The organism is Vreelandella sp. DA03-1M (assembly GCF_055725665.1).
The window spans coordinates 3,333,596-3,346,278 of sequence record NZ_CM146798.1; the positions used below are offsets into that span (position 1 = coordinate 3,333,596).

Genomic DNA, 12,683 nt, shown 5'->3' on the forward strand with positions numbered 1-12,683 from the left:
GGCCGAAGCCAAACTGATAGTTAAATGGCTAATTAATTTACTTAACTAGCTACATCCAAAACACTATCAACCAATATCAAACGCTAAGCTTAGGATTGGCTAGCCATTTCCTGAACACGCTGCATCATTTCTGGATCTTGCTGAATAGATTGACCAATTGCATTGAAGGTATCAACATCTAAACCGCTGTCTTCGACCACTTCGATCATGCGGTCATTAGCTTCAGTGCGCACTTCCTGCTGCGCTGATTCATCTTCCGCTTCCTGCAGACGTTGGGTATATTCTTGAGAAATAACCGCAATTTCTTGAGAAGCATCGGCGAACTGCTGGAGCTGATCGTCAGAAAAATCCTGGGCAGGTGCTGCTTGCTGGGTTGCCATTGGATCTTGTGCCGAGCCTTGCTCTTGTTGGGCATGAGCAGTAGCCGTCATTAGACCAGTAGCGAGCAGGGCAGCAGAGAACAGAGCAGTCATACGTTGCATAGTAATAAACCTCAATATTGCGTTATGTATGTGCCCACTGTGACGCGCTGTTTTCAAGCAGGTTCAATTTATAATGTAAGAGTTAGTAACAAAAAGAATCATATGTATCAAAGCGATGATCTAAACACGCCACCACGGAAAAATAATGACTAGCAAATTCAATATCTTAAAATACAGCGATCTCTCTTCTGCGGGCTTGGCGGCTATGCCTGCTATTTTTGTTCTTCTCTGGAGTACAGGCTTTATCGGCGCAAAATTTGGCCTGCCTTATGCTGAACCCTTCACATTTCTGTTCATACGCTTCGTGCTGACCTTACTGCTGTTAATCCCGTTGGCACTTTTAATGCGTATTCCTTGGCCAACATCGCCTAGGTTATGGACACACATTGCCATATCGGGTTTTCTAGTCCACGGCGCTTACTTGGGTGGCGTCTTCTATGGCATTTACTTAGGTATGCCAGCCGGGCTAGCGGCGCTGCTTGTCGGTCTTCAGCCGCTTTTGACCGCCGCCTTTGCTGGACCACTATTAGGGGAAAAGCTGACACGGCTTCAGTGGGTGGGGTTGAGCCTGGGTTTAATCGGAATCTGCTTAGTCCTCGGCAGTAAGTTAGAGATTGGTGAATCCCTCTTTGATGGCTTCGGTATTAGCGCTTTACTGTGCGTCACCGCCGCATTAATGGGCATTTCATTGGGTACGCTCTATCAGAAAAGATATTGCACCAGTATGCCGCTGCTTTCTGGGGCGGTTATCCAATACTTGGCGGCAGGTGTCCTACTAGGGAGTGGCGCACTACTATTTGAGACACGCCAGGTGGAATGGAGTAGTACTTTTATACTAACCCTTGCTTGGCTGGTGTTGATTCTCTCAATTGCCGCTATCCTGTTACTTATGGCCTTGATTAAAAAGGGGGAAGCCTCGCGGGTAGCGAGTCTTTTTTATCTTGTGCCACCCGTCACGGCGCTTCAGGCGTGGTGGTTATTTGACGAACGTCTACCCCTATTGGGGCTTGCGGGAATGGTGATTGCCATCACAGGGGTAGTGATGGTGATTCGAAAACCCGCCCATGGGGCGACTAGACGATAACAAGGTTTTGTAGAACAGGGTTTGGATAAACATGTCAGCACAACACCACTGTGCCAGGGTGAACGGACACTGTAACCGTTGCGATTCACCGGTACCTTTTGCATTTACGATGGCATTTCAACCAATCGTCGATGTTAGTCAGCGAGAAATTATTTACTACGAAGCGTTAGTGCGCGGGCCCAATGGTGAATCTGCCTTTTCAATACTTGAGCAAGTGACAAAGGATTTGATGTACCGCTTTGACCAGGCGTGCCGTATCAAGGCCATAGAGCTAGCCAGCAAGCTGGGTATGCAGGAAAAGCTCTCGATTAACTTTCTACCCAATGCGGTTTACGAACCAAGAGCGTGCATTCAAGCCACCCTTGAAACAGCGCACCGTGTTGGCTGGCCTACCGAGCAGCTCAATTTTGAAATAACCGAAACTGAGCGGGTTAAAGATCGTGGGCATATGCGTCGGATTATCGAAAGTTACCGTGAGATGGGCTTTACCACGTCACTGGATGACTTTGGTAATGGCTATGCCAACCTCGATCTACTGACAGACCTGCGGCCAGATACGCTGAAACTTGACCGCGACCTGGTAATGGAATGCGATAGTGATAAGCGTCGACAAGCCATACTTCGTAGCCTAGTGGCGCTAGCAAGCACATTGGGAACACAGCTAATTGCTGAGGGCGTTGAAACCCGTGAAGAGTCTCGCTGCCTAGTTGAATTGGGTATTCCGATGCAGCAAGGCTACTACTTTTCCTACCCAAATTTAGAAGCATTGGCGGAAATTGATGACGCCAAATACCGTTAGGCAATACCATTAGGTCATGTGAAAAAAAATATGACCTAATCGGCTATCAATGCTTTTATATCAGCATCCTAAACTATAGTTGTTGCAGATAATCAGCTCCGCCTAAGTTACGCATCTGCTGGCGTATCCACTGGCTGCGCCGCTCAACCTGAGCATCGGGCCTTGCGGCGCTACGCGTTAACGGGCTGGGTAAAATAGCGGCCAGCAAGCTGGCTTGGCGCTCGGTAAGGGAATGGGAAGAGGCGCCGAAATAGTGCTGAGCCGCTGCCTCCAACCCAAACACGCCGCGATCCCACTCAGCGACATTGAGATAAACCTCAAGAATACGTTGCTTACTCCAGAGTATCTCAATCAGCAGCGTGAACCACGCCTCTAGCCCCTTGCGCGTCCAGCTTCGGCCGGTCCATAGAAACACGTTTTTCGCCGTTTGCTGGCTCAGGGTGCTGGCACCGCGTAGCCTTCCGCCGTCCCGACTGGCCTGCAGCGCGCGGCGTAATTCGACAAGATCAAACCCACTATGATGCGGAAAGCGCTGATCCTCTGCGGCAATCACTGCCAGTTTGGCGTTGTCAGAGAGCGAATCCCAACCGCGCCACTCGCGCTGTAGTCGAATCGGCTCACTATGGATCCAACTCTGTATTTTGCGCTCAACCATCACCATCGAGCCCGGTGGAGGAACAACGCGAAACAGCACTACCAGCGCGACTGATAGCAGCACAAACGCTAATACGCTGCGCCATACAATCCGCCATAGCAGACGCATAAAACGGCGCAGCGAACGATTGAGCATCCAGTAATCCTTAACGCTTCATGAGGTGGTCTGCATGATAGCGCAGATGATCCTCAATGAACGAGGCAATGAAGAAGTAACTGTGATCGTAGCCCGGCTGACGGCGCAGTGTTAACGGATGATCGTGCTCTTCACAAACGGCTTCTAAACGCTCAGGCTGAAGCTGCTCCTCTAAGAACTGATCCGCTTCGCCCTGGTCGATAAACAGTCGCTGACGGGATGCACCATTAGCCACCAGTTCACAGGCGTCGTACTGACGCCAGCGTGACTGATCTTCACCTAGATAGGCAGTAAAGGCTTGCTGCCCCCAGGGGCAGTTCATTGGATTCACCACCGGTGAAAAAGCCGAGACTGAGCGGAAACGACCTGGGTGGCGTAGTGCCAGAATCAAAGCGCCATGCCCACCCATCGAATGGCCACTAATGGATTCGCGACCATTCACCGGGAAGTGCTGGCGTACTACCGAAGGCAGCTCCTCAATCACATAGTCGTACATGCGATAGTGAGACTTCCAAGGCTCCTCAGTCGCGTTGACATAGAATCCAGCCCCGGAACCCAGATCAAAGCTTTCGTGCTCGCCAGGCAAATCCGTACCTCTGGGGCTAGTGTCAGGGCAGACAATCGCCACACCCAATTCGGCGGCAATACGGTGAGCGCCCGCTTTCTGCATAAAGTTTTCGTCATTGCAGGTTAGCCCTGAGAGCCACCAAAGCAGCGGTACGCGCGCGTTTTCCGCCTGGGGGGGCAAGTAAACGGCGAAGACCATGTCGCAATCCAGCGCACGGGAGTAATGGCGGTAGCGCTTATGCCAGCCACCAAAACTACGGTTAGCGGACACCAGTTCTAAAGTTTCACTCATGCTCATGGGCAGGTTCCTTTAAATGCAGCAAACGCGGCAGGTCTCCCCGCCGCGCTTTAAACGTGCTAGCTATCAGTTTCAGCAATGATACTCAGTAATGCAGTACGGTACGAATGCTCTTACCTGCATGTAGTAAATCAAACGCTTCGTTGATCTTCTCGAACGGCATATCGTGGGTAATGAAGTCGTCGATATTGATCTCACCCTTCATATAACGATCAACGTAGCCCGGTAGCTCGCTGCGCCCTTTGACGCCACCAAAGGCGGATCCTTTCCAGACGCGTCCGGTAACCAATTGGAATGGGCGTGTCGAAATCTCTTCACCGGCCCCGGCGACACCAATCACGATCGATTCGCCCCAGCCTTTGTGGCAACACTCCAGCGCCGAGCGCATCACATTGACGTTGCCGATACACTCGAAGGAGTAGTCGACACCTCCATCGGTCATATCGACAATGACTTGTTGGATCGGGTCTGAATACTCTTTCGGGTTCACAAAATCGGTAGCGCCAAACTGCTTGGCCAGCTCAAACTTATCAGCATTAACGTCGATGGCAATGATACGTCCCGCTTTAGCCATAACAGCGCCTTGGATAACGGCTAATCCGATGGCCCCAAGACCAAACACCGCCACTGTAGCGCCCGGCTCTACTTTGGCGGTATTAAGCACCGCGCCAATGCCGGTAGTCACACCGCAGCCCAATAGGCAGATTTTATCCATGGGCGCTTCTTTAGACACCACCGCCAGGGAGACTTCGGGCAACACTGTGTACTCACTGAACGTAGAGGTGCCCATATAGTGGTGAAGCATCTTACCGTCTAGGGAGAACCGCGAGGTACCGTCAGGCATGACCCCTTTACCCTGGGTAGCGCGCACGCTGCCACACAGGTTGGTTTTACCCGATAAACAGAACTTACACTTACCGCACTCGGCGGTATAGAGCGGAATCACATGGTCGCCCGGCTTAAGGCTGGTGACGCCCTCGCCTACTTCCTGAACGACGCCTGCGCCTTCATGGCCGAGAATCGCAGGGAAGTTACCTTCCGGGTCAGCACCAGAGAGCGTGTAGGCATCGGTATGGCAGACGCTGGTAGCGGCCATTTTAACTAGCACTTCCCCCGCTTTCGGGCCTTCTACATCAATCTCAACCAGTTCAAGCGGCTTACCCGCCTCCAGTGCAACCGCTGCGCGTGATTTCATTAAGCCTGCTCCTTTTTGCATCGCCCACAGCAGGCATAACCCCGCTGCTCAATGTGTTTTCAGTGGTTGCAGTGTAGGCCAGCTAGGCGCCCTTGATAAACCGGGATACACTCATAAGATTATTGCCACACTGCAACAATCGCTATCGACCCAAGGAGTTAGCATGCAGCATTGGAGCCGTATCGAAGCCTTTGTTGAGGTAGTGCGTTTAGGCACCTTCTCTGCTGCGGCCCGTCACCTGAAGGTGTCGACCTCACATATTAGTCGTCTGGTCAGTCAACTCGAAAACCAGTTGGGGGTTCAGTTGCTCTATCGCACCACTCGCCAGATCCGCTTAACTGATGCAGGGACGACTTATGTTGAGCACTGCCGCCACCTGTTTGATGGGTTGCGCGATGCCGAGCAGGCACTCAGCGAACTCCAGGCCAAACCTAATGGACTGCTTAAACTTACCTCGGCTACTACCTTCGGCGAGCGCTTCATCGCCCCACTGGTTAACGACTTTCAGTGTTTGCATCCGCAACTGGATGTACATATGCACTTCACTAATCGACCGGTGGAGCTGATTGAAGAGGGCTACGACATTGCCATTCGGATGGGGGTGTTAAAGGATTCCAGCCTGATCGCCAGGCGCCTATGTGACCGCCGCGAGTATGTCGTCGGCTCACAAGGCTATTTTCGCCAAGCGCCGCGCCCCCACACCTTGGCAGAGCTTAGCCAACACCGCTGCTTGATTGGCTCAAGGCCCAACTGGTTGTTTGAAGTGAATGGCCAACGTCGCGAAGTGCGTGTCGAGGGGTGCTGGACAGGCAACTCTGGCCCAGCGCTGCTAGATGCGACACGCAAGGGGCTCGGCCTTGCCCAGTTGCCCGACTATTACGTAGCGCCCTACTTGGCCAGCGGTGAGCTGGTGGCCGTGCTTGAGCCTTTTCAGCACCATGATACCGCCGTCTGGGCGGTCTACCCTCGCCACCGTCACCTATCGCCTAAAATCCGCCAACTGGTCGACTACCTGGTCGCCAACATTGACAGCTTATTACCCAGTAACCCGCTGGCTTAGCACTTGATGACTTAGAACTTGATGACCTAGACTTGATGGCCTAGCACTCGATGGCATTAACAGCGAGCCCGCCCTTGGAGGTCTCTTTGTATTTGTCCTGCATATCGCGGCCAGTATCGCGCATGGTGCGGATCACTTTATCCAGCGATATAAAGTGCTCGCCATCACCGTGCATCGCCATGCGCGCGGCATTAATAGCTTTGACGGAGGCAATCGCATTGCGCTCGATGCAAGGCACTTGAACGAGCCCGCCGACCGGGTCGCAGGTCAAACCTAAGTTATGCTCCAAGCCAATCTCAGCGGCGTTCTCCACCTGGCCCGGCGAGCCGCCTAGCACCTCGGCGAGCCCTGCGGCTGCCATGGCGCAGGCGGAGCCCACTTCGCCCTGGCAACCCACCTCCGCACCGGAAATGGAGGCGTTCTTTTTGCATAAAATGCCAACTGCCCCGGCGGTCAGCAGAAAGTCCACCACATCGGCTTCGCTAGCGTCGGGTTCAAACTTCAAGTAGTACGCCAATACGGCGGGCACAATACCCGCAGCGCCGTTGGTGGGCGCAGTGACCATCCGCCGCCCGGCGGCGTTCTCTTCATTCACCGCCAGCGCGAATACGTTGACCCAATCCATGACGGTAAAACTCGACACGATCAGGCGCTGATTGGCCGGTGGATGCAGCAACTGCTGATGGAGCAGCTGCGCACGACGGCGCACATTTAATCCGCCTGGCAAATGACCAGTGGCGCGCAGGCCATTCTCGATGCTGTCGCTCATGGCGTGCCAAATGGTTATTAGTTCCTCACGGATGGCCGATTCACTACGCCAGGCTTTTTCATTTTCCAGCATCAGTTGACTAATGCGCAGCTGATGCTGCTGACATAGCGCCAGCAACTCAGCCGCCGTATTGAAGGGGTAAGGCAGTTCAGTAGCATCTTCACCAACCTCGCCTTGATCTGCCTTAGCTTGATCGACATAAAAACCGCCGCCGAGGGAGTAAAACGTATTGGTCGCCACCAGCGCTTCATCGCAATAGGCGCTCAGCACCATGGCATTAGGGTGAAAAGGCAGGCAGGTCTCATCCCACTCCACATCGTTACGGGCCTCAAAAGCGATCTTTTGCCCATTGGCAAGCACCAGCGGCTCTCCCTCTTCAAGGTGTTTTAACCGCGAAGCTATGGTATCCGGATCAATGCTTTCAGGCGCTTCGCCCATCAAACCCATAATGACTGCCTGATCGGTGCCATGCCCCACTCCGGTGGCGGCAAGTGAACCGTGCAGCCTTACCACCAGTCGGGTAACGCGGATATCGCCAAGCGCCTGGGCAAAATCTCGGGCTGCGCGCATCGGTCCCACCGTGTGGGAACTTGAAGGACCGATGCCGATACGAAAAAGATCAAACACACTAATAGCCATGCCGATGACGCCTCAAAACGTTGTTATTGCCTGTCCAATAGACACTTTGCAGGGACGATGACCAAACATCGTGTGATTAACCGCAATATCGACGTGCGAACATACAAGTGTGACGATATAATGAACATTCACCCTTGCATGTTAATATATGCGAATTGCGACGCTGCTTACCACAAAGGATGTTGGTATGTCTTCTCCCCCTCCCTGGCCAATAGGGTTTCAAACCATTTTAGTGCGTGCAGTGCTGTACGTGTTATTTATCGGCGCGATTGCCCAAGGTGCCTATTTAGAAGCACTCTATCTCCCTTCAGTACGGTTTTCTGAGCTGGGCTTTACCGAGTTTACGCAAACACTGGTGCTTGCCACCTGCTGTGCAATGCTGATTTATATTCGCCAAGTGCTTAAAGTCTGGCCCACCGTCACCCTACTGCTACTAGCGTTTGTGGCCGCCTCGCTGGTGCGCGAACAAGATCACTTTTTAGATAACTATGTTGCTCATAACACCTGGAAGGTGCTTGTTGCGCTGATTATTCTCCCGACACTCTTTTGGGTGGTGAAGCAGCGCCAACGCTTTCTTGCAGAGTTTACTCATTATAGCAACACCTTCGCTTTCGGTTTATTTACGGCAGGCGTACTGACCACTTATATCTTTTCGCGCCTCTATGGACGACAGGAATTCTGGCAAGCCATTCTTGAAGACAGCTACTCTGGAACCTTTAAGAGTGTCGCAGAGGAAGTGGTCGAGCTACTCGGTTACAGCTTAATTTTGATCGCCACCTTAGAGCTACTACTATTGACGCGCCGCATTTATAAAGCTCGGCAGCTATCCACTTAAGCTAGGTACCGATCACCACCACGAAAAAGCCCGCCGTTCATTGAACGGCGGGCTTTTTGATCTTAGCGGCTACTGCTTGGCTATTCACCACTTACCAATCACGGCATTCACTCGTCAAGGAACGAACGCAGCGGTTCAGAGCGGCTGGGGTGGCGCAGCTTACGCAGCGCTTTGGCTTCAATCTGACGAATTCGCTCACGTGTCACGTCAAACTGCTTGCCCACCTCTTCCAGCGTATGGTCGGTATTCATATCAATACCGAAGCGCATACGCAGCACTTTCGCTTCGCGAGCGGTCAAGCCGCCTAACACGTTACGCGTCGCTTCGATAAGACCTTCACCGGTGGCCATATCGATCGGCAGCAACATGGTGCCATCTTCGATAAAGTCGCCCAGGTGTGAATCATCATCGTCACCAATCGGCGTCTCCATGGAGATCGGCTCTTTGGCGATTTTGAGCACCTTGCGTACTTTATCTTCCGGCATTTCCAAGCGCTCGCCGAGCTCTTCCGGGGTCGGCTCACGGCCCATTTCCTGGAGCATCTGGCGTGATACGCGATTGAGCTTGTTGATCGTCTCAATCATGTGCACCGGAATACGAATGGTGCGCGCCTGATCCGCGATGGAGCGGGTGATTGCCTGACGAATCCACCAAGTGGCATAGGTCGAGAACTTGTAACCACGGCGGTATTCGAACTTATCGACCGCTTTCATCAAGCCGATGTTGCCTTCCTGAATGAGATCCAGGAACTGCAGACCGCGATTGGTGTACTTCTTGGCAATCGAGATAACCAAACGCAAGTTAGCCTCAACCATCTCTTTCTTGGCACGACGAGCTTTCGCCTCACCAATCGAGAGCTTGCGATTCACCTCTTTAAGGTCGGCAACCGAGAGTTGCACCATGTCCTCTTCAAAGGCGATCTTGCGCTGGGCACGGGCGATATCGGCGCGCAGCGGCTCAAGACGGTCAGCGTACTTGCTCTGCGCTGCCTGGAAATCATCCAGCCACGTTTTACGCGATTCGTTGCCAGGGAACGACTTGATAAACGTTTTACGCGGCACCTTGGCTTTCTTCACGCACAGCTGCATCACCGCTTTTTCCTGGGCGCGCACCTGCTCAACGCTGATACGCACTTGGCCAACGAGGCGCTCAAAGTGCTTAGGTACCAGCTTGATGGGCGAGAAAAGTACCGCCAAGCGAGCCTGCTCGGCCTTCAGCTCGGCACTACCTCGGCCATGCTTGGCAAACGCCGCTTCGACTAAGGCTTTCTGCTCGCGAATCTGCTCAAAACGCGCACGCGCTTCTTCGGGATCCGGGCCGCCCTCGCTGGCCGTGGAGTCTTCGTCCTCATCGTCGCCGTCGCCTTCCACGTCATCTTCAAGTTCGGACTCGGGCTCCGGCTCGGGCACCTCTGCTTCGGCAACGCCGGGGATACCCTCATCGGGATCAATGAAACCAGAAAACAGATCCGAAAGACGCCCCGGCGCTTCTTCATCCTGGGTGGCGTCATAGGCGTCCAGAATAGACGCGACGGCTCCCGGCAAATAGGCCAGAGACGACATCACTTCACGGGTGCCCTCTTCGATCCGTTTGGCGATTTCAATTTCGCCCTCACGGGTCAAAAGCTCAACCGTGCCCATTTCACGCATATACATGCGTACGGGGTCAGTGGTGCGGCCTACATCGCTTTCCACGGCGGCAAGGGCCGCTACGGCCTCTTCCGCAGCGGACTCGTCCGTGGACTGATCCGACATCATCAAAGTGTCTTCATCTGGCGCTTCTTCAGCGACACTTATACCCATGTCGTTGATCATGCCAATGATGTCTTCCACTTGATCCGGGTCGGCGATATCCTCGGGTAGATGGTCGTTGACCTCGGCATAGGTCAGGTAGCCCTGTTCCTTGCCTCGAGCGATCAACTCCTTCAGACGCGACTGCTGCTGCGCATTTCCAGCCATAGAAACCCTATCTCGACGAAGAAGAATGAAACACCTGGAGCGCTGAATCGATTAAACTCAACAAGCCGTACAGTATAGCGTAAAAAGCAGGAAATTTTCCAGCTCGACGTATTTGCGCGGTAATTCAGGTGTGTTAGTTTGTTCGGTTAGGCCAGCGCTCGGTAGCTGAGCCTATATCTGGTGCTGAAACGCTAGGAATTCAACCCCCCATCGCCCAAGACACCGCCTCATTGACGCTGGGCAAGCTCCATTACCAAGCTTGCCAAACGCTGACGCTGTTCCTTATCTAACTTTTGCCCGGCGCGCTCCTGCGCCAGCAACGCCATGTACTCCTCTTGAGGAGAACGCTGACGTTGAACATGCTGCAGATGTTCCACCCAGCCATTCAGCTCTGCTTCCCTATCTGCCTTGGGAATCAACAGCTCGCGCTTAGCAAAGACCGCCAATACCTGCCCCTGCTGACTGCCTTGAAAATGCGCCAACACTACTTGCGGGCTGCGGTAGCGCCCCGCCTTTAGCAGTGCGATCAGTTCTCTGCATAGCGGTGCGTCATCATCTTCCGGTAGCCACTCCAAATGATCCGGGAGCGAAGTCACCAAATTGGGCTCATGCAGCAACAGCTGCACGATACGCCCAACCGGGGAGAGCGCCTGGGAACGTGAGCGCAATGAGTGGGCTGGCGCTGCCAATACCGCACCCTGCATCGCTGATGACGCCGAATCGGGCTCTACCTGCTCCGCCTGTCTCTGTGAAGCGTGGTGCTGCGACACTTGGGCACGCTTTTCGAGCAGTACTTTCAATTGCTCTTGTGCCAACCCACTACGCTGTGCCAAAGACTCAAGCAGTAGTGATTTGAGCATGCCATCAGGTACTTTGTTCAATGCTTCAAGCACCTGACTGGCAAATCGTTCGCGCCCTTCCACCGTATTAAGGTCGCGCCCTTGGGCCGCCTGCTCGAACAGAAACTCCGATAGAGGCATGGCACAGGTGACGCGATCCTGAAACGCCTGGGCGCCTTCACGGCGCACCAGGGTATCCGGATCGTCACCTTCAGGCAGAAACAGAAAACGCGCTTCACGGCCATCAATCATTTGCGGCAACGCGGTTTCCAACGCCCGGCTAGCCGCCTGTCTTCCCGCACGGTCACCGTCAAAACAGAATACTACGCGACTCACCAGTCGAAACAGGCGGGTCAAATGGTCTTCCGTGGTAGCGGTGCCCAGCGTCGCCACGGCGTTATGAATACCAAATTGCGCCAGCGCCACTACATCCATATAGCCTTCGACCATAACAAGCTGCTCAAGCTTGCTAGAGGCTTGGCGCGCTTCATACAGGCCGTAAAGCTCACGGCCTTTGTGGAACACGGGTGTTTCCGGCGAGTTGAGGTATTTAGGCTGATCATCGCCCATTACCCGCCCGCCGAACGCAATCGTACGCCCACGTAAATCACGAATCGGAAACATGACCCGATCCCGAAAGCGGTCATAGGTACGCCCGGTATCTTCACGGTGAATCAGCAGCCCATACTCCACCTGAACCGGCTCACCAATACCACGCTCACTGAGATGCTGCTTCAGCGCCTCCCAACCGCTCGGGGCATAGCCAATGCCATAGGTCTTGATCACCTCGTCCGAAAGCCCACGACCCGACAAATAGCGCTGGGCAGACTGGCCCTCCTGCATCTTTAATCGCTCGCGATAAAAACTGGCGGCGAGTTCGAGCAGGTTAACGCCCTCTTTGCGCTTCTTTTCGCGTTGCTGGGCACGTGGGTCGTCAGCACCTTCGCGAGGCACCTCAATACCCAAGCGCCCGGCCAACTGCTCTACCGCTTCGGGAAACGGCAGCTTGTCGTACTCCATCAAGAAGCGTAGTGCATTCCCATTAGCGCCGCAGCCAAAGCAGTGATAAAACTGCTTATCCGCGCTGACGGTGAACGACGGGGTCTTCTCTTGATGAAAGGGACATAGCCCGGAGTAGTTACGGCCGGCTTTTTTAAGCTGCACACGCTCACCGACCACCTCGACCACATCAACGCGGCCTAACAGATCATCAATAAAACGCTGTGGAATTTGGCCTGCCATGAACTACGGGCATCCTCGCGCAAAGCGCTAATTCGCTGACTTTCGAGACTGCTTTCTAAAACTATCTTCAAAATACTATCGTCAAAATACTGTTTTTAAAAAATTGTATTTAAAAACTGATCTTAA

The 12,683-nt window shown here is 53.5% G+C and carries 11 protein-coding genes; 4 read left to right on the plus strand and 7 right to left on the minus strand.

The window, feature by feature from the left end:
- Positions 1-89: 89 nt before the first annotated feature.
- Positions 90-482: a DUF4168 domain-containing protein gene (locus tag ACXUPB_RS15625; protein WP_035558867.1), complete on the minus strand. Its 393-nt coding sequence runs from the start codon at positions 480-482 to the stop codon at positions 90-92.
- 145 nt (positions 483-627) lie between these two features.
- Here ACXUPB_RS15625 and ACXUPB_RS15630 point away from each other — a divergent pair, with 145 nt between their 5' ends.
- Both ACXUPB_RS15630 and ACXUPB_RS15635 read left to right on the plus strand, forming a co-directional pair.
- The gene (locus tag ACXUPB_RS15630; protein WP_472953348.1) at positions 628-1,566 is read left to right on the plus strand and encodes a DMT family transporter; all 939 of its coding nucleotides are present in this window, start codon (positions 628-630) and stop codon (positions 1,564-1,566) included.
- Positions 1,567-1,597: 31 nt separating this feature from the next.
- Positions 1,598-2,365 (plus strand): EAL domain-containing protein, encoded by a 768-nt coding sequence (locus tag ACXUPB_RS15635; protein WP_442906335.1) that lies wholly within the window; start codon positions 1,598-1,600, stop codon positions 2,363-2,365.
- 73 nt (positions 2,366-2,438) lie between these two features.
- Here the strand turns inward: ACXUPB_RS15635 and mtgA are convergent, their stop codons facing one another.
- The 3 genes from mtgA to ACXUPB_RS15650 all read right to left on the minus strand — a co-directional run bounded on the left by mtgA (position 2,439) and on the right by ACXUPB_RS15650 (position 5,215).
- Positions 2,439-3,155 (minus strand): monofunctional biosynthetic peptidoglycan transglycosylase, encoded by a 717-nt coding sequence (gene mtgA, locus ACXUPB_RS15640; protein WP_336274125.1) that lies wholly within the window; start codon positions 3,153-3,155, stop codon positions 2,439-2,441.
- Between the two features lie 10 nt (positions 3,156-3,165).
- Complete coding sequence (gene fghA, locus ACXUPB_RS15645) at positions 3,166-4,020, minus strand: S-formylglutathione hydrolase (RefSeq protein WP_101145237.1); 855 nt, start codon at positions 4,018-4,020, stop codon at positions 3,166-3,168.
- Positions 4,021-4,105: 85 nt separating this feature from the next.
- The gene (locus ACXUPB_RS15650) at positions 4,106-5,215 is read right to left on the minus strand and encodes an S-(hydroxymethyl)glutathione dehydrogenase/class III alcohol dehydrogenase (protein ID WP_472953352.1); all 1,110 of its coding nucleotides are present in this window, start codon (positions 5,213-5,215) and stop codon (positions 4,106-4,108) included.
- A 163-nt stretch (positions 5,216-5,378) separates the two neighbouring features.
- On the opposite strand from ACXUPB_RS15650, the gene ACXUPB_RS15655 reads away from it, so the two are divergent.
- On the plus strand, positions 5,379-6,275 hold the full coding sequence (locus tag ACXUPB_RS15655) for a LysR family transcriptional regulator (protein WP_472953353.1): 897 nt from the start codon (positions 5,379-5,381) through the stop codon (positions 6,273-6,275).
- A 40-nt stretch (positions 6,276-6,315) separates the two neighbouring features.
- On the opposite strand, the gene ACXUPB_RS15660 is transcribed toward ACXUPB_RS15655, so the two are convergent.
- On the minus strand, positions 6,316-7,683 hold the full coding sequence (locus ACXUPB_RS15660) for an L-serine ammonia-lyase (RefSeq protein WP_472953355.1): 1,368 nt from the start codon (positions 7,681-7,683) through the stop codon (positions 6,316-6,318).
- A 187-nt stretch (positions 7,684-7,870) separates the two neighbouring features.
- On the opposite strand from ACXUPB_RS15660, the gene ACXUPB_RS15665 reads away from it, so the two are divergent.
- Positions 7,871-8,518: a hypothetical protein gene (locus ACXUPB_RS15665; RefSeq protein WP_472953357.1), complete on the plus strand. Its 648-nt coding sequence runs from the start codon at positions 7,871-7,873 to the stop codon at positions 8,516-8,518.
- A gap of 107 nt (positions 8,519-8,625) precedes the next feature.
- Here ACXUPB_RS15665 and rpoD read toward each other — a convergent pair whose 3' ends face one another.
- Both rpoD and dnaG read right to left on the minus strand, forming a co-directional pair.
- Positions 8,626-10,476: an RNA polymerase sigma factor RpoD gene (rpoD, locus tag ACXUPB_RS15670; protein ID WP_035558896.1), complete on the minus strand. Its 1,851-nt coding sequence runs from the start codon at positions 10,474-10,476 to the stop codon at positions 8,626-8,628.
- A gap of 227 nt (positions 10,477-10,703) precedes the next feature.
- Positions 10,704-12,557 carry a DNA primase gene (gene dnaG / locus ACXUPB_RS15675; protein ID WP_472953359.1) on the minus strand — a complete coding sequence of 618 codons (1,854 nt, stop codon included), beginning with the start codon at positions 12,555-12,557 and terminating at the stop codon, positions 10,704-10,706.
- Positions 12,558-12,683: the final 126 nt, after the last annotated feature.